Source organism: Dactylosporangium sp. CA-092794, from assembly GCF_050948465.1.
Classification (GTDB): Bacteria; Actinomycetota; Actinomycetes; order Mycobacteriales; family Micromonosporaceae; genus Dactylosporangium.
In genome coordinates, this window is sequence record NZ_CP192044.1 from 10,953,834 (window position 1) to 10,975,554 (window position 21,721).

Genomic DNA, 21,721 nt, shown 5'->3' on the forward strand with positions numbered 1-21,721 from the left:
AACGCGCGGACCCAGCCAACGCGCGGACCCAGCCAACGCGCGGACCCAGCCAACGCGCGGACCCAGCCAACGCGCGGACCCAGCCAACGCGCGGACCCAGCCAACGCGCGGACCCAGCCAACGCGCGGACCCAGCCAACGCGATGACTGCGGACCGGCCAACGCGCGGACCCGAGACCAGCCAGACGCGCGGACCGGCGGGCCAGTGCGGTGGACTAGATGCGACCAGTGGCGGGGCCGGCGCTGGCGATCAGGTCGACGCCTGCGGAATTCGGTAGCCGTGCGGACCTCGGTGGTGCGCCCAGCAGATTCCTGCACCCTAGCATCACCCAACAAACCCGCGCACGACCCCATCACGCACCGTAATCAGACCAGTCGTCGGCGGACGTCCGGGGTGGTGGACGGGCCCGGTGACCACGGGGCCGTCGACGGGCCGTCCGTGGTCGCCGGCACGATGCCGTCCTCCAGCGAACGGTACCGGCCGGACAGCACCCGCTTGGCCGCGGACGCCTCGACGGAGTCGGCGTTGTCCCACAGCTGGCGGAACAGCGCCTCGGCCCGCAGGGTCGCCTGCCGGCAGAACAGGTCGGCCAGCTCGATGCCCTCCGGTCGCTCCGGCCGCTCGGTGCGCGCCTTGACGCAGGCCGCCGCCATCGCGAACAGTTCCGCGGCGATGTCCACGACCCGGCCGAGGAACCCCTGCTTGTGCTCGAGTTTGCCCTGCCAGCGGGCCATCCCGTAGAACGTCTCGCGGGCCAGCCGGCGGGAGGCCCGTTCGACGTAGCGCACGTGCGCGGCGAGCGGGCCGAACTCCTGGTAGCCGCCGGGCAGCTGGCCCTTGCCGGCCACCAGGGTCGGCAGCCACTTGGCGTAGAAGCCGCCGGCCCGGCCGGCCGCCTTGGCCTTGCGGGTGAGGTTGGCCTCCGGGTCGATGATGTCGCCGGCGACGGAGAGGTGGGCGTCGACGGCCTCGCGGGCGATGGCCAGGTGCATGATCTCGGTCGAGCCCTCGAAGATGCGGTTGATCCGCAGGTCGCGCAGGATCTGCTCGGCCGGGACCGCGCGCTCGCCGCGGGCGGCGAGGGAGTCGGCGGTCTCGTAGCCGCGGCCGCCGCGGATCTGCACCAGCTCGTCGGCGATCTTCCAGGCCAGTTCGCTGGCGTAGAGCTTGACCAGGGCGGCCTCGATGCGGATGTCGTTGCGGTTGTCGTCGGCCAGGCGGCAGGACACCTCCAGCATCGCCTCCATGCCGTAGGTCGATCCGGCGATGAACGCGATCTTCTTCGCGATCGCCTCGTAGGCGCCGATCGGCTTGCCCATCTGGACCCGCTCGGCGGCCCACTCGCGGGCCGCGCCGAGGCACCACTTGCCGGCGCCGACGCACATCGCGGGCAGCGACAGCCGGCCGGTGTTGAGCGTGCTGAGCGCGATGCGCAGACCCTGGCCCTCGCCGCCGATGACGTTGGCGGCGTGCACGCGCACGTCGTGGAAGCGGGTGACGGAGTTCTCCAGGCCGCGCAGGCCCATGAAGGCGTTGCGTCGCTCGATCGTGACGCCGGGTGCGTCGCCCTCGACCACGAAGGCGGTGATGCCGCCGCGATGGCCTTCGCTCTTGGGTACCAGTGCCATGACCACGAACAGCGTGGCCAGGGTGCCGTTGGTGGCCCACAGCTTCACGCCGTTGAGCAGATAGTCACCTTCCGGCGTCGGTACCGCAGAGGTGCGCAGATTCGCCGGGTAGGAGCCCACCTCCGGCTCGGTGAGCAGGAACGCGGACACCTCGCCGCCGGCGAGCCGGGGCAGGAAGCGGCGCTTCTGCTCCTCGTTGCCGACCAGCTTCAGCGGCTGCGGGACGCCGATGGACTGGTGTGCGGACAGCAGTGCGCCGATGGCCGGGCTGACCGAGCCGACGAGCATCAGCGCGCGGCAGTAGTCCAGGTTGGTCAGGCCCAGCCCGCCGTACTTCTCGTCGATCTTCATCCCGAAGGCGCCCAGCTCGCCGAGCGAGCGCAGGACCTCGTCCGGGACGTAGGCGTCCCGCTCGATCTGCTGGCCGTCGACCTCGGCGGACAGGTACGCGGCCAGCTTGGCCCGGAACTCGGTGCCGCGCGCCTCGGCGGCCGGGTCGAGCTCGGGCAGCGGGTCGATGAGATCGAGGCGGAGCCGGCCCAGGAAGAGCTCCTTGCCGAAGCTGGGCTTGCGCCACTCGGTCTCGCGGTTCTCCTCGATGACCTTGCGCGCCTCACGCTCGGCGCGCACCGACGTGGAAACCATGGCCACCCCCTGGTAGACGGGCCTCTGATCCAGGTTATTACCCGCCGGTAGCCGCTGTTAAGCCCGCACTCGATGAAACGGATTTTTCTCCTGTCAGGGTATAAATCCGAAAAGTCGTGGCGCGGAGCGCCCGACTTTTCGGACCAACGGCCTCAGGCGCGACAGCCGGCGACGATCGTGGTGCGGAGCGCCCGACTTTTCGGACCGAACGGTCGCAGCACCCAACGCCCGACTTTTCGGACCGAACGGCCGCAGCGCTGAGAGCCAACGGCCTCAGGCGCGACCGCGGGCGACGATCGCGGCGGCGACCTCGGCCGGCGCCTGGTCGGGAATCCAGTGGCTGACGCCGGCCAGGGGGACGAACCGGTAGTCGGCCGCCACGTGTTCCGCGCAGGCGCGGGCCGCCGTGGGGCCGATGGCCACGTCGCCGTCGCTCCACACGTAGGTGGTGGGCATCGTGGCCGGGCCGAGGCCCTCGAGGTCGCGGCGGTTCATCGCGCGGTACCAGTTCAGCGCCGCGGTCAGCGCGCCCGGCACCAGCAGCGGCCGCACGTAGGCGCCGACCCGCGCGTCGTCCAGTCCGGAGCCGTCGAAGAGCCGCCGCAGCCGCCGGGCGTCGTCGGCGAGGAGCACCTCCTCGGCCTTCCCCGCCTCTCTGAAGAGTTTGATGTACGCCGAACGCTCCTGCTGGTCCGGATCGGTCGCGTAGGCGTACGCGGTCGCGAGCGGGTGGGGCACCGAGACCGCGGTGAGGGTGCGGACCCGCTCGGGATGGCGCAGGGCGACGTGCCAGGCGCAGATCGCGCCCCAGTCGTGGCCTACCAGGTGTACCGCCGAAAGATCCAGCTCGTCGAGGACGGCGACGACGTCGAGGGCGCACTCGGTGATCCGGTAGTCCTCGACCGCCTCGGGCCGGGCGCCCGGCGAGGTGCCGCGCTGGTCGAGGGCGTAGGTGCGCAGGCCCGCCGCGTGCAGGTACGGCGCCACCCGGACCCACTCGCCGCTGTGCTGGGGGAAGCCGTGCAGCAGCAGGACCGGCTCGCCGCGGGCCGGGCCGTCCGCGACGACGTCGAAGGTCAGCGAGCGCGCCGTGATTTTCATGACCTGAGACTACGAGCCGGCGTCGTTCGCTGTTACCGTCGGGAAACAACTTCACATCCGACAGGGGAGCGCACAGCGCTGAGAGTGCGGCCGCCGATGGCGCCGCAGACCCTCGAACCTGATCTGGGTAATGCCAGCGCAGGGAGCTCGGTCACCTCACGCCAGCCACCACGTCCGCGCGGGTCGCGCGGCGTGGTGTCGCGTCTCCTTCTGGTTCACCTGCGAACTGGGAGGTACCAAGCAATGCAGACCCGTTGGCGCACCGTCGACATCGTCGTGGCCTCGATCATCGCCGTCGCCTTCGCCGGCGTCTTCTACGCGTGGAACAACCTGTGGACGGCGCTGGAGAACGGCTTCGCCCTGCCCTGGCGGGCGGTCATCTACGGGGTGTGGCTGGTGCCGGCGGTGCTCGGCCCGCTGGTCATCCGCAAGCCCGGCGCCGGGCTGTTCACCGAGCTCGTCGCGGCGATCGTGTCGGCGCTGTTCGGCTCCGCGTGGGGGCTCAGCGTCATCGTCTCCGGCCTGGTCCAGGGCATCGGCGGCGAGTTCGGCTTCGCCGCGACCGGCTACCGCTCGTACAAGCTCGGCAATGCCCTGATCGCGGGCGGCCTGGCCGGCGCCGGTGCGACGCTGTTCGACCTGAGCACCTACTACAGCGACGTCTTCACCACCGGCCAGAAGTGGACGTACGCGGCGCTGGTGGTGCTCAGCGGCGCGGTGATCGCCGGCGCGGGCAGCTGGGCGCTGCAGCGGGCGCTGTCGAAGACCGGCGTGCTGGACCGGTTCCCGTCCGGCCGGGAGCGGGTCGCCGTCTGAGCACGGTCGAGCTGCGCGGCTTCGGGTGGCGCCACGCCGGGCGCAAGGCCTGGGCGCTGCGCCACCTCGACCTGCGCATCGAGCACGGCGAGCGGGTGCTGCTGCAGGGCGCCTCGGGCGCGGGCAAGAGCACGCTGCTCGCCGCGCTCGCCGGCCTGCTGGCCGAGGACTCCGGCGAGCAGGAGGGCGAGATCCTCATCGACGGCCGCCCGGCCCAGGGGCTGCGCGGCGAGACGGGCATCGTCTTCCAGGACCCGCAGACCCAGCTGGTGATGAGCCGGGCCGGCGACGACGTCGCGTTCGGCCTGGAGAACCGGGGTGTGCCGCGCGCGGAGATCTGGCCGCGGGTCGACGCGGCGCTGGCCGCGGTGGGTTTCCCCTACGGCCGCGACCGCGACACCGCGGCGCTGTCCGGCGGCGAGCAGCAGCGGCTGGCGATCGCCGGGGTCGTCGCGCTGCGCCCGGGGCTGCTGCTGCTCGACGAGCCGACGGCGAACCTCGATCCGGAGGGCGCGCACCTGGTCCGTACCGCGATCGCGAAGGCGCTGCAGGACCTGGACGCGACGATGGTCCTGGTCGAGCACCGGGTGGACGAGGCCCTGGCCCTGGTGGACCGGACGGTCGTCATCGGGGATCATCCCGGCGCGGTGTGGGCGCCGGGCGCCCCGCTGCCGGAGCGCAGGGCTCCCGGGCCGCCCGGCGAGGCGCTGCTCACCGCCGAGGCGCTCGAGCTTCGACACACCAAGAACAAGATCGATGATGTGGTACTGCGGGGGCAGGCGCTCGCCGTCGAGGGCCCCAACGGCGCCGGCAAGACCACCCTGGCGCTGCTGCTCGGCGGGCTGACCAGGCCGACCGGCGGCCGGGTGGTGGCCTCGCCGGCGCTGGCCGGGCGCGACGCGGGCCGCCCGCCGCACCGCTGGCGGGCGGCCCGGCTGGCCCGGCGGATCGGCTCGGTGTTCCAGAATCCGGAGCATCAGTTCGTGACCGACACGGTGCGGGCCGAGCTGGCGCTGGGCGGCGCCGCGCCGGCCGTGGTCGACGGGCTGCTGGAGCGGCTCTACCTGGACCGGCTGGCCCTGGCCAACCCGTTCACGCTCTCCGGCGGCGAGCAGCGCCGGCTCAGCGTCGCCACCGCCCTGGCCGCCGCGCCGCAGGTGCTGGTGCTGGACGAGCCGACGTTCGGCCAGGACCTGCGCACCTGGCGGGAGCTGGTCACGCTGCTGGCCGACCTGCGCGACGAGGGCCGGGCGCTGGTGCTGGTCACGCACGACCCGCAGCTGGTCGCCGCGATCGGCGACCGCCGCCTGAGGCTGACGCGATGACCACCTGGCTCGCGCGCCGGGACGCGACCGCGAAGCTGCTCGCGGCGCTGCTGGTCACCGCGGCCGTGGTGACCACGCTCGATCCCTTGGCGATGCTGACCGTGATCGCGGTACTGTGCTGTGCGCTGCCGCTGACCGGCCTCTCCCCCGGCACGCTGTGGCGGCGCGGCTGGCCGATCCTGGTCTCGGCGGCCGGTGTCTTCGCGTTCACCGTGCTGCTCGGCTCCCGCGACGCGCCGGTGCTCGCCCACGTGGCCGGCCTCGACGTGCGGGCCAACGCGGTCGGCTACGGGCTACGGCTGCTCGCCCTGGGCCTGCCCGGGTTCGTGGTGTTCGCCACCATCGACCCGACCGACCTGGCCGACTCCCTGGTGGCGCACCTGCGGGTGCCGCCGCGCTTCGCGATCGGGGCGCTGGCCGCGCTCCGGCTGGCGCCGCTGCTGGCCGGGGAGTACCGCCTGATCAGGCTGGCCCGGCGGGCCCGCGGTACCCACCGGGGGCTCTTCTCCACGCTCTTCGGGCTGCTGGTCGCCGCGATCCGGCGCGGGATCCGGCTGGCGACGGCGATGGAGGCGCGCGGGTTCGACCGGGACGGCCCGCGCACCATCGCCCGCGAAACCCATTTCGGCTGGTCCGATGCGTTCGTAGCGTTCGCCGGCCTGGCCCTGGCGGCCGCCGTGATCATGCTGAAGTTCGCGCACGCATAGCTATATCGCTACCTGTTGTTCGTTCTGGCGGTCGAGATTCGCCGGTGAGGGACCACCGACTGCCGAAACGGAGACTTCATGGGCCACGGCCACCACCACCACGAGGACATGCCGCAGACCACCGGCGACGTCCCCGCCGTGCTCGACGCGTCCATCCCGGACAGCGAGCTCTCCCCCGCCGACGTCTCCCGCCGCGGTTTCCTGCGCCGCGCCGGCCTGCTGGGCGCGGCCGCCGCCGCGGGCGGCGCGCTGGCCAACGCGGGTGTCGCCCACGCGCACGGGGACGATCACGACCACGACTTCGACGGCTTCGACCGCCACGGTCACGGCCGCCCGGTGTTCAACAGCTACAAGTGGCTCGCCGGCGACCACCACATCCACACCCAGTACAGCAGCGACGCCATGTACCGGCCGGACGACCACGTCAAGCACGCCTCCGCCTACGGGCTGGACTGGATGGTCATCACCGACCACGGCACCGTCCAGCACGCCAAGATCGGCGTCGAGCGGGTCAACCCGCAGATCCGCCAGGCGCGCGAGGACTACAAGGACATGCTCGTCTTCCAGGGCCTGGAGTGGAACATCCCGGCCGCCGAGCACGGCACCGTCTTCGTGCACCCCGGTGCCAACGAGGTCGCCGTGCTCAAGGAGTTCGAGAACACGTTCGACGGCTCGGTGCAGGGCGCGGTCAACCCGGCCAACGTGACCGAGGCGCTGGCCATCGCCGGCATCAAGTTCCTCGGCGACCAGGTCACCAAGCGGCGGGTGCAGGACGCGCTGTTCCTGGCCAACCACCCGGCCCGCAACGGCATCGACTCGCCGCACGAGATCCGCGGCTGGCGCGACGCCAACCCGAAGATCGCGATCGGCTTCGAGGGCGCGCCGGGCCACCAGGCCGCGGGCTTCGCCAAGCCCAACGGCGGCGGCGCCGGCCGCGGCTTCTACGAGAACGCCCCGAACGCCAACTCGTTCCCCGGCTACCCGCTGGAGAGCTACCGCACCTGGGGCGGTTTCGACTGGATGACCTCGACCGTCGGCGGGCTCTGGGACAGCCTGCTGGCGGAGGGCAAGACCTGGTGGATCACCGCCAACTCGGACTCGCACGTCGTCTTCGAGGAGACGGCGAAGCGCCCGGACAACACCGACTTCGCCACCAACGGGTACCACTTCGACCCGGTGTACGGGCAGCCGGCCAACCTCACCGCGGGCGACTTCTGGCCCGGCTTCTACAGCCGGACCCACGTCGGCGCGGGCAACTTCAGCTACGCCGCGGTCATGGACGGCCTGCGCGCCGGCCGGGTGTGGGTCGACCACGGCGGCCTGATCAGCGACCTCGACGTGCAGGTGCGCGTCAAGGGCACCCCGTTCGGCGTCACCCTCGGCGACGCGCTGGTGCTGCGCCGCGGCCAGCGCGCCGAGCTGGTCATCAAGATCAACCTGGCCAACCGGGCCAACTGGGCGAACTTCGTGCCGACCCTGTCGCGCGTCGACGTCATCCGCGGCGACGTGACCGGAGCGGCGTCGAACAAGGACACGTTCCAAGCCCCGAACACCAAGGTCGTGCAGAGCTTCGAGGTGAACAAGTCGACCGGCACCGTGTCGTTCACCTACGACCTGGGCGTGGCCGACCAGCCGTTCTACGTCCGCCTGCGCGGCACCGACGGCAACCGCACCGCCCCCGGCTTCCTGGGCGCGGCGATCGACCCGACCGGCCCGGCGATCGACGTGCTCGGCGACGCCGACCCGTGGAAGGACCTCTGGTTCTACGCGAACCCGATCTTCGTCTACCCGCGGTGACCAGGTTCACCGACGTCCAGGCGGCTGACCATCACATCCTGACGGCCGGCCGCCCCGCGTTCACGTACTTCGACGCCGGCCAGGTCGCCGTCGGCGCCGAGGCGGACCCGCCCCCGGAGGGCGCCCGCCAGGTACTGTTCGAGGGCGCGGAGCGACTCAAGGGCACGCTCGCCGTCTCGGCCATCGTGGCCGGCTCGGCGATCGACCGGGTCGTGATCCTGGGCGGCATGGTCGCGGTGCCGGAAATGCTCGTCGACACGCGCGACTTCGTCCGCCCCATCTGGCGCGCCGGCGTGCTGACCCTGGTGACCCAGTTCGCCCGCAACGGCGTGCTGGTCCCCTTCGAGCCGCCGGCCAACCGCCCCTGCTGCACCGACCACTGACCCGTCCGCTCACCGCCCCGGGGCCCGCCAACCACGGCGGGCCCCAACCGCTGCGCCGCGGTTCACACCACCGTGGAAGCCCACGTGATCATTGCGACCAAAGCGATGTTTTCTCTCCGCGATCATGCAGAAGAGCGTCCCGAATGGCGGGATCGCCATGATCGTGGAGTGAAACCGCTCGCATAGCGGCGCTTTGGCTCCGGGATCATGCGGATCCCGGCCAGTGGACGGCTCAAGTGCATGATCGCGGAAGAATAATGCCGACCGGAGCGCCCGTGTCAAGATCGACGCTGTGGCTGCGGGGCGCGATCGCCGGCCCAGGCTAGCGGCCGATCTTGTCCAGCTCGGCGTGGTCGTCGTCGGAGAGGGAGAGTCCCGCGCCCGCGAGGTTTTCGCGCAGGTGGGTCGTGGACGAGGTGCCAGGGATCAGCAGGATGTTCGGCGAGCGCCGCAGCAGCCAGGCCAGGGCGACCGACATCGGGGTGGCCGCCAGCCGGGCGGCCACGCTCGACAGCGCCGAGGACTGCAGCGGGCTGAAGCCGCCGAGCGGGAAGAACGGCACGTAGGCGATGCCCTGGGCGGCGAGCGCGTCGATCAGCTCGTCGTCGTGGCGGTGCGCGAGGTTGTACATGTTCTGCACGCAGACGATCGGCGCGATCGTCTGCGCCTCGGCGACCTGCTCCGGCGTCGCGTTGCTCACGCCGAGGTGGCGGATCAGGCCCTGCCGCTGGAGTTCGACGAGCGTCCCGAACGCCTCGGCGACCGAGCCGGGCTGGGGTCCCTCGGCGTTGCCGAGCCGGAGGTTGACCAGGTCGAGCGCGTCGAGACCGAGGTGCTCGAGGTTCTCGTGCACGGCCCGGCGCAGGCTTTCCGGGTCGCGGGCCGGGGGCCAGCCGCCCTGCGCGTCGCGGTTCGCGCCGACCTTGGTGACGATGTGCAGCGACTCGGGGTACGGGTGCAGCGCCTCCCGGATCAGCCGGTTGGTGACGTGCGGCCCGTAGGCGTCGGCGGTGTCGATGTGGGTGATGCCGAGCTCGACGGCTTCGCGGAGGACGGCCAGTGCGCCGTCGTGGTCGGCCGGCGGTCCCATGACCCAGGGGCCGGCGAGCTGCATGGCGCCGTAGCCGAAGCGGGTGACGGTCAGGTCTCCCAGTGTCCAGGTGCCGCCGGGCAGGGAAGTGGAGGCCATGCTCATACCTCTGGCTTTCGTGTGTCGCGGATGCCTGCTCCACTATCAGGGGGTAACTTCCTCACGGGAAGTAGGCACCCGCAGGTGCGTAACGCACCAGGAGCTGGAAGGGGCGGTTCGATGGCGACGACGACGGCGGCGCAGCAGCGGGCACAGGCCAAGGTGGAGTATGACGCTTTCCTGGCGCAATGCCCGAGTCGCCGGCTGCTCGACCGCATCGCCGACAAGTGGGTCACGCTGGTGCTGGCCGCGCTGCGCAGCGACGGCTCGCATCGGTTCGGCGCCGACTGCGCCGGTGAGCCCCGGTCGATGCGGTATTCGGAGCTGTCGCGCCGGCTGGCCGGGGTCAGCCAGAAGATGCTGACGCAGACGCTGCGCGCCCTGGAACGCGACGGCCTGATCACCCGCACCGTGGTGCCGACGGTGCCCGTCACGGTCAGCTACGAGCTGACCGACCTCGGCCTCTCCCTGCACCAGTTGATGCACGGCCTGAAGTCCTGGGCCGAAACGCACATGGACGACGTGCTCGCCAACCGCGCGGCCTACGACGGCCACGCCGCCTGAGCGGTCAGGTGGTGAGGGTGGGGACGACCGGGTTGGGGATGGCGCCGCCGAAGCGGCGGTCGCGCTTGGCGTAGACCTCGCAGGCGTACCAGAGGTGGCGGCGGTCGAAGTCGGGCCACAGGGTGTCGATGGAGACGAACTCGGCGTAGGCCGCCTGCCAGATCATGAAGTTCGACCAGCGCATCTCGCCCGAGCTGCGGACCAGCAGGTCCACGTCGGGCAGGTCCGGCTCGTCCAGGTAGCGGGCCACCGTCTTCTCCGAGACGCGGTCCGCCTTGAGCCGGCCCGCCTCCACGTCGGCGGCGATGCGGGCCGCGGCGTCGGCGATCTCCGCCCGGCCGCCGTAGTTGACGCACATCGTGAACGTCAGCTTGTCGTTGTGGCGGGTCAGCTGCTCGGCGTGCTCGAGCTCGTTGATGACCGACCGCCACAGCCGGGGGCGGCGGCCGGCCCAGCGGACCCGGATGCCCATCTCGTGGAACTCGTCGCGGCGGCGGTGGATGGTGTCGCGGTTGAAGTTCATCAGGAAGCGCACCTCCTCCGGGGAACGCTTCCAGTTCTCCGTCGAGAAGGCATAGGCGCTGATGTACTTCACGCCGAGCTCCAGCGCGCCCTCGATCACGTCGAACAGGGCCGCCTCGCCCGCCGTGTGGCCGGCGGTGCGGGGCAGGCCGCGCTGCTTGGCCCAGCGGCCGTTGCCGTCCATGATGATCGCCACGTGCTGCGGCACGGTCTCCTTCGGCAGCACCGGCGGGCGGGCACCGCTGGAGTGCTGCGACGGCGGGCGGAAGTTGCTCACGGAAGTTCCTTTCGCAGGGGGCGTGCATCGCGATCGACCAGCGGCAGCGAGCGCAGCGCGCGCTCCAGGTGCCACTGCAGGTGCGCGGCGACCAGGCCGCTCGCCTCGCGCTGGTGGGGCGGCGCGGCGGCGTCGGCGATCGTCCAGTCGCCCTCGGCGAGGGCCGACATCAGCTCGAGCGTCGCCGGCGCCGGATGGGCGGCGCCCGGCGGGCGGCAGTCCGGGCAGACGGCGCCGCCGGCCGGCACCGAGAAGCCGCGGTGCGGGCCCGGGGTGCCGCAGACCGCGCACTCGCGCAGCGCCGGCGCCCAGCCGGCCACGCTCATCGCCCGCAGCAGGTACGCGTCCAGCACCAGGCCGCCGGCGTGCTCGGCCACGGCGAGCGCGCGCAGGGCGCCCAGCGTCAGCTGGAACAGCCGCAGCGACGGCTCCTGCTCCACCGGCGTCAGCCGCTCCGCGGTCTCGGCGATCGCGCTGGCCAGCGTGTAGCGGGGATAGTCGTCCAGGAACCGGCGGCCGAACAGGTCGACCCCCTCCACCTGGCTGATCACGTCGAGGCTGCGCCCCTCCAGCAGCTGCACGTCGACGTGGCCGAACGGCTCCAGCCGGCCGCCGAACTTCGACGTGGTGCGCCGCACGCCCTTCGCGACCGCGCGGACGCGGCCGTGGTTGCGGGTGAACAGGGTGACGATCCGGTCGGACTCGCCGAGCTTCTGCACCCGCAGCACCACGGCGTCGTCCCGGTAGAGCTTCCCGCGGAAGCCGGCCGCCCCGGACATCAGAAGCCCAGGCGGCGCAGCTGCTTCGGGTCGCGCTGCCAGTCCTTGGCCACCCGGACGTGCAGGTCGAGATAGACCCGGCCGCCGAGCAGGTCTTCGATCTCGCGGCGGGCCCGGGTGCCGACCTGCTTGAGCCGGCCGCCCTGGTGGCCGATCACGATCGCCTTCTGGCTCGGGCGCTCCACGTAGATGTCGGCGTAGACGCGGGTCAGGCCGCTCTCTTCGGGAAGTACCTCCTCCACCAGAACGGCGATCGAATGCGGCAGCTCGTCGCGGACGCCGTCCAGGGCCGCCTCGCGGATGAGCTCCGCCATCAGCACCTGCTCGGGCTCGTCGGTGAGCATGCCGTCCGGATACAGCTGCGGCGAGCGCGGCAGGTGCCCGATCATGACGTCGACGAGCGTCTCCACCTGCGCGCCGGACACGGCGCTGACCGGCACGATGTCGGCGAACTCGCCCAGCTCCTGCACGGCCACCAGGCGCTCGGCGAGAGTGCCGCGGTCCACCAGGTCGGTCTTCGTCACCACCGCGACCAGGGTCGCCTTGAGCTCGGCGATCTCGCCGCTGATGAACCGGTCGCCGCGCCCGATCGGCTCGTCGGCGGGCAGGCACAGCCCGATCACGTCGACCTCGCTCCATGTGGCGCGGACCAGGTCGTTGAGCCGCTCGCCGAGCAGCGTGCGGGGCCGGTGCAGGCCCGGCGTGTCGACGAGCACCAGCTGCGCGTCGGGCCGGTGCACCACGCCGCGGATCGTGTGCCGGGTGGTCTGCGGTTTCGGGGAGGTGATCGCGATCTTCTGGCCGACGATCGTGTTGGTCAGCGTCGACTTGCCGGCGTTCGGGCGGCCGACGAAGCAGGCGAAGCCCGCGCGATAGTCACCAGTGGTCTGCACGATGTTTCAGGGTACTCAGACTTCCAGTCGCAATTGGCGGGGGCGCTGTGAAGGAGTTGTGGCCTTCGCCGGGGCGGCCGTGGCCACCTGGAGCTCCACGGTACCCTCGACCAGCCCCCGGCCCGCCGAGCGCAGCACGATCCGGCCCGGCATCAGCCGCGACAGCGACGTCGGCACCGCGCTGCGCTGCTCGGTGGCCAGCACCAGGTGCACGCCGACCGGCCGGCCGCCGGCCGCCAGCGCGGTCAGGGCGTCGTTGAGCACCGGGTCGTGGCCGTCGACCAGCACCAGCACCCGGGCCCCGTCGTGCTCGGCCAGCGCGGCGCGCTCGGCGACCAGGCCGGCGATCGTCTCCAGCAGCGCCTCCGCGGCCGGCGCGTCGCTGCCGTCCACGCGGTAGACGCGCAGCGCCGCACCGTCGTACCGGCGCCCGAACGACGCCGCGATCGTGTCCAGCAGCGTCGTCTTGCCGGCCCCGACCGGGCCGTAGACCAGCAGGTGCCCCAGCTCGTCGAGGTCGAGCGGCCACACCTGCACCGCTTGCGAGTTCGGCAGGTCGACCATGCCGATCGGCGCGGCGAACGCCGTGGTGTCCGATTGATCGGACAGCTCGGACAAGTCGTACGTTGCGGCGAGCGGCGGGTGCCAGGCGCGCGGCTGGTCCGGGACGCGGGCCTCGCGGTGCGCGGCGCAGACGGCGTCGACGAGCCGCCGCAGGTCGGTGACGTCGCAGTCGGCCGGCGCGAGCGACGCCGCCGTCGTGGCGACCGGCGCGTGCAGGCCCGACTCGAAGTGCCACTCGGTCACCAGCGTCGGGCCGGCGGCCCGGTCGGCCGGCGAGCAGGCGCCGCCGTAGGCGATCTGGACCGCCTCCGCGTCGGCCGCCCCCGCGCGGACGAACGCCCGGCCCGGCAGCAGCGGCGACAGGTGCGCCGCGTCCGGGCGCTCCAGCACCTCCAGGCTGTCCTGCTCGCTGTCCACCCGCAGCGCGATGCGCAGCGGCGCCTCCGCGCGCAGGTCGTCGTCCACCGCGCCGTGCGGGTGCGCCGTTGACAACAGGAGGTGTACCCCGGCGTTGCGGCCCCGCCGGGCCAGTTCCCGCAGCCCGGTGACGAAGTCCGGCGGCGCCGTGGTGAGCTCGGCCACGACGACGAGCAGGTTCGCCGGGGCCGCGGCCGGGTGCCGCCGCTCCATCTCCACGATGTCGCGCACCGAGTGCCGGCGCAGGATCCCCTCCCGGCGGCGGACCTCGGCGCCCAGCGACAGCAGGACGCGGCGGGCCCGGTAGGCGTCGTCGCCGCGGAACACCCCGACCGTGTGCGGCAGCCGCACGCAGTCGCCGAACGTGTCGCCCTGCGGGTCCACCAGCACGAACGTGAGCCGGTTCGCCGGGTAGGTGGCGGCCAGCGCGGCCAGGTAGGAGCGCAGCAGCCACGAGCGGCCCGAGCCCGGTGCGCCGGCGATGATCCCGTTGGGCCCGTCGCGGCGCAGGTCCACCACGACCGGGCCGGTGCCGCCCAGGCCGATCGGGGCGGCCAGGCCGCGGTCGCGGGTGGCCGGCACCCAGCGCTTCACGATCGCGCTCGGGGCCGGGTCGCCGCCGAGCTTGAGCACCTCGCCCAGCGCCGCCGTCCGGGGCGCCGCGCCGCCCGCCGCGTCGCGGGTCGCGGCCAGGGCGTGCGCGACCCGGTCGGCGACCGCCGCGCCGATGCCCTCGGCGTCCGGCGCCACCACCCCCGGCGGCAGCCCGGCCGCCGTCTCCGCGCCGGTGAGCAGGCTGATGCCGCCCCGGGGCCCGTCCTCGACGAGCCGGGCCAGCGACTCCGGCGGTACCGAATCGGGGTCCGGAAGCACCACCACCACGTGCGGGGCGAACTGCTCGGCGATCGCGTGCCGGCCCAGCCGCCGCTGCCGCAGCAGCGCCTCGACCAGGGCCAGCACCCGGCGCCGGTCGTCGTCCTGGGCGGCCACCGTGCGGGCGCCCGGCGCGAACGCCGCGGTCAAAGTGCGGGTGTGCGGCAGCCAGCCGGTCCACGCCCAGTGCTCGGTCTCCTCGGGCGTGGTGAGCACCACCAGCGCCAGGTCGGCCGGGGCGGCCAGGGTGGCCAGCTGCACGATCCAGGAGCGCAGCACCGCGCGGCGCGCCTGCGGGTCACCAATCGCGCCGAGGGCGCCGAGCGCCCGCAGGTCAGCCTCCACCGGTACATCGGGATCCACGGCATAGCGGCCGCGCAGCGCGGCGATCCGCTCGGTGTGCCCGGGGTCGAAGTCGCCGGTCGTCGCCGCCTGCTCGAAGCGCAGCCGGCTGGGCTGGTCGGCGGTGGCCACCCGCAGCGTCAGGAAGTCCCGGTCGTCGGGGCGGCGGGCCGGCTTCTCCTGCCGGTCGGCGGCCCGGGCCAGGTGGGCGACGCTGGGCATCTCGGCCCGCCGCGCCTGCACCACGGCCCGATGCTTGATCGCCGCGTCGGCCTCGGCCCGGTCCATGGCCGCGGCGAACTCCGCGGCCGGATCGACGCCCCGCCGCCGCAGCGCCAGGCGGCGTCGTTTTGGCGGCTGCGGTACCACCGGAAGCCAGACCGCCGGCGGCGGACCCTTGGGCGCCGGGGAGTCCGCCGGCACCTCCTCGACCGTGACCAGGGTCGCCCCGAGGCGCAGCAACTGCCCGCCGGCCAGGGTGGCCGTGCCGGTCAGCGGCTCGCCGTCCAGCCGGGTGCCGGCCGGGGAGCGCAGGTCGGTGGCGGCCACCTCGTGGCTGCCGATGCCCAGGTGCAGGTGGCGCCGCCCGGCCGTGGCGTCGGTGAGGACCAGGTCGCTCGCCGGGTCGGTGCCGATCACGAACTCGCCGGGCGGCAGCGGCAGCCAGATCCCCGCGTCCGGCCCGGCCACGACCAGCAGCTCGAACCGGTGCCCCTCGGCCCGTGCCGGCCGCTCGGGGCGCTGCTCGGGCGGGGCGAGCAGGATCGCGTCGCCGCAGCGCAGCCCCTGGTCGCCGAGCGGGCGGGCCGGGTCCAGCCGGCGGCCGGTGCGCACCAGCCAGGCCCAGGTCGTCTGCTGTGGCCGGTCCGCCGGGTCGAGCAGCCCCAGCAGGGCCGGGACCAGGTCGGCCACGCTCCCGCCCGGGTCGGCCCGCAGCCGGACCGTGCGATCCAGCGTCGCGGTCGAGTCTCGCCTCGCCACTCGCACGTCGATCAGCAGGTCCATCGGCCGGCCCCCTTCTTCCCGCGCAGCATCGATCCGTCGTCGGTCTTCCAGAAAGCCTGGTGGCGGGGCGGACGCTCTGCAGGGCTCCGCCCTCGACAGTAAGCTCCGCAAGGCCGGGTGGATCGCATCGACGCGCGCCAGGATTTCGTGCTATACGCTCATAAAACGGGCGGAACGGCGCGTCGGTTACCCTGGTCAACCCTGACGGTGCGAGTCGGCTCAGGCGGCCGGCGGGTCCGCGCGGTCGTGTCCCAGCCGCAGCAGGGCCTCGGCGGCCTCAGTCGTGGACGGTGGCGAAGACCGTGGCGTCGGGGGCGGCCAGGTGGATCGGCGCGGCGGGCGACACGTCGCGGACGGCGGCGTGGCCGAGGGCGTCCAGGGTGGAGGCCTCGGTGACGACCGCCGCCGCCTCGAGCTTCGTCGCGCCGGAGGCGACCGCCGCGGCGACCGCGAGCTGCAGCGCGGTGAGCGAGAGCGACGGCAGCGACACGGACGCCGCGTTGTAGGTGCGGCCGTCGCCGTCGCGGACCGCGGCGCCCTCGGCGGCGCCGACGCGGGCGCGGGCCGCCCGGGCGAGGGTCACCAGCTTGGTGTCCTCGGCGGGCAGCGCGGCGGTGGCGGGGTCAGGCATCGGCGTGCTGCCTCTCGGTCTCGTGGCTGGCCTGGTCCTCGTCCTCGGGCTCGGCCCGCCGGACGAGCAGCGTCTCGATGCGGTTGCGCCGGCCGGTGGCCCCCTCGGCGACGAGCACGAGCCCGCCGACCACGGCGGTCGCGCCGGGGATCGGGACGCGGCCGAGGGCCTGGGCGAGCAGCCCGGCCACGGTCTCGACCTCGTCGGCGGGCAGCTCGACGCCGAAGAGCTCGCCGAGGTCCTCGATCGGCAGGCGGCTGGTGACCCGGACGGCGCCGTCGGGCAGCTCCTCGATCGGGGGGCGCTCGGCGACGTCGTACTCGTCGGTGATCTCGCCGACGATCTCCTCGAGGATGTCCTCGATGGTGACCAGGCCGGCGGTCCCGCCGTACTCGTCGATGATGACGGCCATGTGCGTGCGGGCCGCCTGCATCTCCCGGAGCAGGTCGTCGACCGGCTTGGACTCCGGCACGAAGGTGGCGTCGCGCATGACCTGGGAGACCGGGATGTCGCCGGCGGCCGCGTCGTCGCCGGCGGTGCGGCGCACGACGTCCTTGAGGTAGACGATGCCGAGCACGTCGTCGACGTTCTCGCCGACCACGGGGATGCGGGAGAAGCCGCTGCGCATGGCGAGCATGAGGGCCTGGCGGACGGTCTTGTGCGCCTCGATCCACACCATTTCGGTACGCGGCACCATGACCTCGCGCGCGATCGTGGTACCGAGGGCGAAGACAGAGTGGATCATGTCGCGCTCGCCGTGCTCAACGACGCCGCGCTGCTCGGCGATGTCGACGAGCTCGCGCAGCTCGATCGTGGTGGCGAACGGGCCCTCGCGGTAGCCCTTCCCGGGCGTGACCGCGTTACCGATGAGGATGAGCAGCCGGGCGAGCGGGCCGAGGGCGGTGCCGAGCCAGCGCACCAGCGGCGCGGCGAACCGGGCCACGTGGTAGGCGTGCTGGCGCCCCATGGTGCGGGGCGCGACGCCCACCACCACGAAGCTGATCACCGTCATCACCCCGGCGGTGATGAGCGCGGCGAGCCAGTCCCGGTCGCCGCCGACCGCCGCGGCGGTCTCCAGGGCCACGAACGTGGTCGCGGTCAGCTCGCACAGCAGGCGCAGCAGCAGGAGCAGGTTGATGTAGCGGGCCGGGTCGGCGGCGATGACCTCGAGGGCGCCGCTGCCGGGTTTGCCCTCGCGGGCGAGCTCGTGGGCGCGCGCCGGGGAGACCACGTTGAGCGCGGCGTCCGTCATCGCGAACAGCCCGGCGAGCACCACCAGGCCGGCGGCCGCAGTCAGGAGTGTGACGTCACTCACAGGGGTCAGGACCTTCGCCAGCTCTCCAGGAGCCGGGCCTGCAGGCCGAACATCTCGGCCTCCTCCTCCGGTTCCGCGTGGTCGTAGCCGAGCAGGTGCAGGATGCCGTGGACGGTGAGCAGCGCCAGCTCGTCGACGGCGGCGTGCCCGGCGGTGGCGGCCTGCTTGGCGGCCACCTCCGGGCAGAGCACGATGTCGCCGAGCAGGGCGGGCTCGCCGGCGCCCTCGCCGGGCCCGTGGTCGACGCTGCCCTCGTCCATCGGGAAGGCCAGCACGTCCGTCGGGCCCTCGCCGTCCATCCAGCGGTGGTTGAGCTCGGTCATGTACTCCACGTCGACGAGCAGCACCGACAGCTCGGCGAGCGGGTTCACCCCCATCTCGTCGAGGGCGTGCCGGGCCACCGCGAGGATGGTGTCCGAGTTGACCTCGGCGCCGGACTCGTTGGCGATCTCGATGGACAACAGCGCTCCCGTGGCTATCTGCGTCGCCCGGGCCGGCCGCCCTGTGCGGCGCGGTCCGGGACGGCGCGCACCGGCTGCTGAGCCTCCTGCGCTTCGTCCCAGCGGGCGTAGGCATCGACGATCTCACTGACCAGCCGGTGGCGCACGACGTCGGCGCTGCCGAGCTGGGCGAAGTGCACGTCCTCGACGCCGTCGAGGATCTCACGGACGACGCGGAGGCCGCTGCGGGTCCCCCCGGGCAGATCGACCTGGGTCACGTCGCCGGTGACGACGATCTTCGCGCCGAAGCCGAGCCGGGTGAGGAACATCTTCATCTGCTCGGGCGTGGTGTTCTGCGCCTCGTCGAGGATGATGAAGGCGTCGTTGAGCGTGCGGCCGCGCATGTAGGCCAGGGGCGCCACCTCGATCGTCCCGGCCGCCATCAGCTTGGGGATGGACTCCGGGTCGATCATGTCGTGCAGGGCGTCGTAGAGCGGGCGCAGATACGGATCGATCTTGTCGTAGAGCGTGCCGGGCAGGAAGCCCAGCCGCTCGCCGGCCTCGACCGCGGGCCGGGTGAGGATGATCCGGTTGACCTGCTTGGCCTGCAGCGCCTGGACGGCCTTGGCCATGGCCAGGTAGGTCTTGCCGGTGCCGGCGGGCCCGATGCCGAACACGATCGTGTGCTGGTCGATCGAGTCGACGTAGCGCTTCTGGCCCAGGGTCTTGGGGCGGATGGTGCGCCCGCGCCGGGAGAGGATGTTGAGCGTCAGGACCTCGGCCGGCCGCTCGGCGGTGTTCTGCTGCAGCATGCCGACGATGCGCCGCACGGTGTCCTGGGTGAGGGTCTCACCCTTGCGCACCAGCTCGATGAGTTCGCTGAAGATGCGCTCGGCCATCGCGTTGTCGGCCGCCGCGCCGGTGATGGTGATCTCGTTGCCCCGCACGTGCACATCGCTCTGCACCGACCGCTCGACGAGCTTGAGAATCTCGTCGCCGGCGCCGAGCAGCCTGACCATGACGTGCGGATCGGGGACCGTGATCTTGCTGATGGCCCGCACGGGCTGCTCCGACGACGCTGCCGGCACGGGGTTTGGGGTCTCGGTCATACCTTGGCCGCGTTGGGCCTCAAGCACCTGCTTCCGGGCTCGCTCCAGCCTGGGCTCATGTCCAGGCTCTTCATCGTATCGGCTGACCGCCCGCGGTACCGATCGCAATTTTTCCCGGTGACCTTCCGCCACGAATCGGTTCGGCCGATCATGCCGTCTGCACCGATTCGCCCGCGCCACCCCCAGCTGTGCTGGTAGGGAGGCAGATGACCGATTCGACAGGAGGCCGAGGCGATGGTCGAACGCACCGGGTACATCGACGGCGAGCCGTGCTGGGCGGACGTCGTGGCGGCCGACGTACCGGCCGCGCAGCACTTCTACGGGGCCGTGTTCGGGTGGACGTACGAGGACACCGGGGCGGAGTTCGGCCACTACGTGATGTGCCTGAAGAACGGCCGGATCGTGGCCGGGATGAGCCCGCCGATGCCGGGCTCGGAGCAGTTGCCGGCCGCGTGGAGCCTGTACCTGATGTCGCACGACCTGGCCGCCACCGCCGAGCGCGTCGCGGAGCACGGCGGCAAGCTGCTGGTCGCGCCGATGGAGATCCCAGAGAACGGCCGGATGCTCTTCGCCATGGACCCGTCGGGCGCCGCCTTCGGCGCCTGGGAGCCGGGCCGGCACACCGGCTCGCAGCTGTTCGACGAGAACGGCGCCCTGTGCTGGGCCGAGGTGACCACGAGGGAACCGACCGTGACCGACTTCTTCTACCACGGCCTCTTCGGCTACCACCAAACCCCCCTCCCCAGTAATGTCGGACCCGGGGACGAACCCTTCGACTACTCAGCGTGGAGCCTCGGTGACACCGACCCGGTCGCCGGCCGCCTGACGATGAACTCGAGCTGGGCGGGCGTCCCGGCGCACTGGACGGTCTACTTCGCCACCGACGACACGGACGCGGCCGCCGACCGGGTGCTGGCCGCGGGCGGCCGGGTGCAGCACGGCCCGTTCGGCTCCCCGCACGGCCGCCTGGCCGTGATCGAGGACCCGAACGGCGCCGTTTTCACGATCATTTCCCGATGAAGCGGTACCCGTCGAAAGCCTCCTGCCCGCGGGTGAACCGGTAGGTCGCCCAGTGCATCAGCACGACCGTCCCGTCGGCGTCGCGGGTGAGCCGCAGCAGTTCGCCCGTCTCCCGGCCGGAGACGGTGCGCAGCACGTCGGGCTCGCCGTCGACCGGCGCGAACACGGCCGGCGGCCGCTTGCCGGGCTGCTCGACCGACCGGGCGTGCAGGGCGCCGTCGCGCCAGCTGAAGGTGTACTCGTTGCCCTCGCTCCACCAGCGCCCGAGCGCCGAACGGAACCGCTGCGGCGCCGGCGGGCCGGGGACCCAGGGCGCGATGTCCGCGGGGTCGTGCTCGACGACGGCGGCGAGCAGTTCGTGCGGCAGTTCGCAGATTTCCCCGGCGGTACCCGATGAGCCAAGACTCGCCACGGCCAGCGCTTTGGGGGTGTCGGCCCCGCCGGCCCGGCCGTAGGCGCCGGCCAGGAACCCGGGCATCGCGCCGTCGTGCCCGACGTGCACGACCCGCTCGGCGCCCGGCTGCGGGTGCAGGATGAGGCCCAGGCCGAAGCCGCGGGCCCAGAGGACGTCCTCGGTGACGGCCTGCGGCGCCCGCATCTCCTCGACGGTCGCGGCGGCGAGCACGGTGCCGTTGGGGTCCATCTCGCGCGGATCGGCCAGGAAGGCGGCCCAGCGGGCCAGGTCGGCGGCGGTGCTCCACAGCTGGGCGGCCGGGCCGATGGCGCCGAAGTTGTCGGGCGGCTCGGGGTGGGCGTAGTCGGACCAGGCATCGACCTGGTAGCCGGTGACCGGCCGCTGCGGGTCGGCCGCGGTGTCGTGCAGGGCGAGGGGCTCGAGGATGCGCTCGCGCAGGACCTCTTCCCAGGTGCCGCCGCGCAGCCGGCCGACGAGGTGGCCGAGCAGGGCGACGGCCAGGTTGGAGTAGTGGAAGCGCAGGCCGGGGCGCAGCACCTGCTCGGCCCGGTCGAGCTGGGCGAGCAGCGTCTCCAGGTCGGGCGCCTGCATGGTGTCCCAGATGTCGCCGAACGGCTCGCGCTGCAGGCCGGACAGGTGCGACAGCATGCGCCCGACGGTGAGCTCGCCGTGGGCCTTGACCGGCAGGTGGCGGGCGATCTGGTCGTCGAGGTCGAGCAGGCCCTCGTCGCGGCACTGCATGACGAGCACGGCGGTGAACGTCTTGGTGATCGATCCCATCCGCAGCTGGCTGCCGGCGTCGACCCCCTCACCGACCTGGAAGGTCCACAGTGGCCGGTCGGCGCGGTGGATCGCGACGCTGAGTGCCGGGACCCGGGCGTCGGCCTGGACGCGGCGGATCATCCGCTCGTACCGCTGGGAAATGCTCATGAGCCGGCATCCTCTGACTCGCATCCGGGCTCGC

Annotated in this window: 19 protein-coding genes and 1 riboswitch; of the genes, 7 read left to right on the plus strand and 12 right to left on the minus strand. The window is 72.8% G+C overall.

Features of this window, described 5'->3' with window-relative positions; all coding sequences use genetic code 11:
* Positions 1 to 365 precede the first annotated feature (365 nt).
* Both ACQPXD_RS47265 and ACQPXD_RS47270 read right to left on the minus strand, forming a co-directional pair.
* The gene (locus tag ACQPXD_RS47265) at positions 366 to 2,273 is read right to left on the minus strand and encodes an acyl-CoA dehydrogenase family protein (RefSeq protein WP_432830199.1); all 1,908 of its coding nucleotides are present in this window, start codon (positions 2,271 to 2,273) and stop codon (positions 366 to 368) included.
* 273 nt (positions 2,274 to 2,546) lie between these two features.
* Positions 2,547 to 3,374, minus strand: a complete 828-nt coding sequence (locus tag ACQPXD_RS47270) for an alpha/beta fold hydrolase (RefSeq protein ID WP_432830201.1) — start codon at positions 3,372 to 3,374, stop codon at positions 2,547 to 2,549.
* A 52-nt stretch (positions 3,375 to 3,426) separates the two neighbouring features.
* Positions 3,427 to 3,537, plus strand: a riboswitch (TPP riboswitch).
* Positions 3,538 to 3,617: 80 nt separating this feature from the next.
* Between ACQPXD_RS47270 and ACQPXD_RS47275 the strand changes: the two genes are divergently transcribed.
* The 5 genes from ACQPXD_RS47275 (at position 3,618) to ACQPXD_RS47295 (ending at position 8,402) form a co-directional block, all read left to right on the plus strand.
* The gene (locus ACQPXD_RS47275) at positions 3,618 to 4,190 is read left to right on the plus strand and encodes an ECF transporter S component (protein ID WP_432830203.1); all 573 of its coding nucleotides are present in this window, start codon (positions 3,618 to 3,620) and stop codon (positions 4,188 to 4,190) included.
* Positions 4,187 to 5,515 (plus strand): ABC transporter ATP-binding protein, encoded by a 1,329-nt coding sequence (locus tag ACQPXD_RS47280; RefSeq protein ID WP_432844216.1) that lies wholly within the window; start codon positions 4,187 to 4,189, stop codon positions 5,513 to 5,515. The genes ACQPXD_RS47275 and ACQPXD_RS47280 overlap by 4 nt, the downstream gene beginning before the upstream one ends.
* Entirely contained in the window at positions 5,512 to 6,222 is a 711-nt protein-coding gene (locus tag ACQPXD_RS47285; RefSeq protein WP_432830205.1) for an energy-coupling factor transporter transmembrane component T family protein, read from the plus strand. Before ACQPXD_RS47280 ends, ACQPXD_RS47285 begins: the two co-directional genes overlap by 4 nt.
* 78 nt (positions 6,223 to 6,300) lie before the next feature.
* Complete coding sequence (locus tag ACQPXD_RS47290; protein WP_432830207.1) at positions 6,301 to 8,019, plus strand: PHP domain-containing protein; 1,719 nt, start codon at positions 6,301 to 6,303, stop codon at positions 8,017 to 8,019.
* Positions 8,016 to 8,402, plus strand: a complete 387-nt coding sequence (locus ACQPXD_RS47295; RefSeq protein ID WP_432830209.1) for a hypothetical protein — start codon at positions 8,016 to 8,018, stop codon at positions 8,400 to 8,402. Before ACQPXD_RS47290 ends, ACQPXD_RS47295 begins: the two co-directional genes overlap by 4 nt.
* Positions 8,403 to 8,724: 322 nt before the next feature.
* On the opposite strand, the gene ACQPXD_RS47300 is transcribed toward ACQPXD_RS47295, so the two are convergent.
* On the minus strand, positions 8,725 to 9,591 hold the full coding sequence (locus ACQPXD_RS47300) for an aldo/keto reductase family oxidoreductase (RefSeq protein WP_432830210.1): 867 nt from the start codon (positions 9,589 to 9,591) through the stop codon (positions 8,725 to 8,727).
* 120 nt (positions 9,592 to 9,711) lie between these two features.
* Here ACQPXD_RS47300 and ACQPXD_RS47305 point away from each other — a divergent pair, with 120 nt between their 5' ends.
* Positions 9,712 to 10,155 carry a winged helix-turn-helix transcriptional regulator gene (locus ACQPXD_RS47305; protein ID WP_432830212.1) on the plus strand — a complete coding sequence of 148 codons (444 nt, stop codon included), beginning with the start codon at positions 9,712 to 9,714 and terminating at the stop codon, positions 10,153 to 10,155.
* Positions 10,156 to 10,159: 4 nt separating this feature from the next.
* Here ACQPXD_RS47305 and ACQPXD_RS47310 read toward each other — a convergent pair whose 3' ends face one another.
* The 8 genes from ACQPXD_RS47310 to ACQPXD_RS47345 form a co-directional block, all read right to left on the minus strand.
* Positions 10,160 to 10,954, minus strand: a complete 795-nt coding sequence (locus ACQPXD_RS47310) for an isoprenyl transferase (RefSeq protein WP_432830214.1) — start codon at positions 10,952 to 10,954, stop codon at positions 10,160 to 10,162.
* Positions 10,951 to 11,733 (minus strand): DNA repair protein RecO, encoded by a 783-nt coding sequence (gene recO / locus ACQPXD_RS47315; protein ID WP_432830216.1) that lies wholly within the window; start codon positions 11,731 to 11,733, stop codon positions 10,951 to 10,953. The genes ACQPXD_RS47310 and recO overlap by 4 nt, the downstream gene beginning before the upstream one ends.
* Positions 11,733 to 12,626: a GTPase Era gene (era, locus tag ACQPXD_RS47320; RefSeq protein ID WP_432830218.1), complete on the minus strand. Its 894-nt coding sequence runs from the start codon at positions 12,624 to 12,626 to the stop codon at positions 11,733 to 11,735. Before era ends, recO begins: the two co-directional genes overlap by 1 nt.
* Positions 12,627 to 12,641: 15 nt before the next feature.
* The gene (locus tag ACQPXD_RS47325) at positions 12,642 to 15,827 is read right to left on the minus strand and encodes an FtsK/SpoIIIE domain-containing protein (RefSeq protein ID WP_432830220.1); all 3,186 of its coding nucleotides are present in this window, start codon (positions 15,825 to 15,827) and stop codon (positions 12,642 to 12,644) included.
* Positions 15,828 to 16,104: 277 nt separating this feature from the next.
* A complete protein-coding gene (locus ACQPXD_RS47330) occupies positions 16,105 to 16,458 on the minus strand; it encodes a cytidine deaminase (RefSeq protein ID WP_432830222.1) in 354 nt (117 codons plus the stop codon).
* Complete coding sequence (locus ACQPXD_RS47335) at positions 16,451 to 17,710, minus strand: hemolysin family protein (protein ID WP_432844218.1); 1,260 nt, start codon at positions 17,708 to 17,710, stop codon at positions 16,451 to 16,453. Before ACQPXD_RS47335 ends, ACQPXD_RS47330 begins: the two co-directional genes overlap by 8 nt.
* Positions 17,711 to 17,778: 68 nt before the next feature.
* Positions 17,779 to 18,234 (minus strand): rRNA maturation RNase YbeY, encoded by a 456-nt coding sequence (gene ybeY / locus ACQPXD_RS47340; protein ID WP_432830224.1) that lies wholly within the window; start codon positions 18,232 to 18,234, stop codon positions 17,779 to 17,781.
* 14 nt (positions 18,235 to 18,248) lie between these two features.
* A complete protein-coding gene (locus ACQPXD_RS47345; protein WP_432830226.1) occupies positions 18,249 to 19,322 on the minus strand; it encodes a PhoH family protein in 1,074 nt (357 codons plus the stop codon).
* A gap of 234 nt (positions 19,323 to 19,556) precedes the next feature.
* Between ACQPXD_RS47345 and ACQPXD_RS47350 the strand changes: the two genes are divergently transcribed.
* Positions 19,557 to 20,342, plus strand: coding sequence for a VOC family protein (locus tag ACQPXD_RS47350; RefSeq protein WP_432830228.1), 786 nt, complete (start codon positions 19,557 to 19,559; stop codon positions 20,340 to 20,342).
* Here ACQPXD_RS47350 and ACQPXD_RS47355 read toward each other — a convergent pair.
* The gene (locus ACQPXD_RS47355; protein ID WP_432830230.1) at positions 20,329 to 21,687 is read right to left on the minus strand and encodes a serine hydrolase domain-containing protein; all 1,359 of its coding nucleotides are present in this window, start codon (positions 21,685 to 21,687) and stop codon (positions 20,329 to 20,331) included. The two genes, ACQPXD_RS47350 and ACQPXD_RS47355, sit on opposite strands and share 14 nt — an antisense overlap.
* Positions 21,688 to 21,721: the final 34 nt, after the last annotated feature.

Bases quoted from the DNA above. Each gene is read 5' to 3' on its own strand.
- ACQPXD_RS47305 (WP_432830212.1), top strand. From the start codon at position 9,712: ATGGCGACGACGACGGCGGCGCAGCAGCGGGCACAGGCCAAGGTGGAG.
- ACQPXD_RS47300 (WP_432830210.1), bottom strand. From the start codon at position 9,591: ATGGCCTCCACTTCCCTGCCCGGCGGCACCTGGACACTGGGAGACCTG.
- ACQPXD_RS47290 (WP_432830207.1), top strand. From the start codon at position 6,301: ATGGGCCACGGCCACCACCACCACGAGGACATGCCGCAGACCACCGGC.
- ACQPXD_RS47325 (WP_432830220.1), bottom strand. From the start codon at position 15,827: ATGGACCTGCTGATCGACGTGCGAGTGGCGAGGCGAGACTCGACCGCG.
- ACQPXD_RS47330 (WP_432830222.1), bottom strand. From the start codon at position 16,458: ATGCCTGACCCCGCCACCGCCGCGCTGCCCGCCGAGGACACCAAGCTG.
- ACQPXD_RS47275 (WP_432830203.1), top strand. From the start codon at position 3,618: ATGCAGACCCGTTGGCGCACCGTCGACATCGTCGTGGCCTCGATCATC.
- ACQPXD_RS47285 (WP_432830205.1), top strand. From the start codon at position 5,512: ATGACCACCTGGCTCGCGCGCCGGGACGCGACCGCGAAGCTGCTCGCG.
- ACQPXD_RS47265 (WP_432830199.1), bottom strand. From the start codon at position 2,273: ATGGTTTCCACGTCGGTGCGCGCCGAGCGTGAGGCGCGCAAGGTCATC.
- recO (WP_432830216.1), bottom strand. From the start codon at position 11,733: ATGTCCGGGGCGGCCGGCTTCCGCGGGAAGCTCTACCGGGACGACGCC.
- ACQPXD_RS47350 (WP_432830228.1), top strand. From the start codon at position 19,557: ATGGTCGAACGCACCGGGTACATCGACGGCGAGCCGTGCTGGGCGGAC.
- ACQPXD_RS47335 (WP_432844218.1), bottom strand. From the start codon at position 17,710: ATGACGGACGCCGCGCTCAACGTGGTCTCCCCGGCGCGCGCCCACGAG.
- ACQPXD_RS47355 (WP_432830230.1), bottom strand. From the start codon at position 21,687: ATGAGCATTTCCCAGCGGTACGAGCGGATGATCCGCCGCGTCCAGGCC.
- ACQPXD_RS47270 (WP_432830201.1), bottom strand. From the start codon at position 3,374: ATGAAAATCACGGCGCGCTCGCTGACCTTCGACGTCGTCGCGGACGGC.
- ACQPXD_RS47345 (WP_432830226.1), bottom strand. From the start codon at position 19,322: ATGACCGAGACCCCAAACCCCGTGCCGGCAGCGTCGTCGGAGCAGCCC.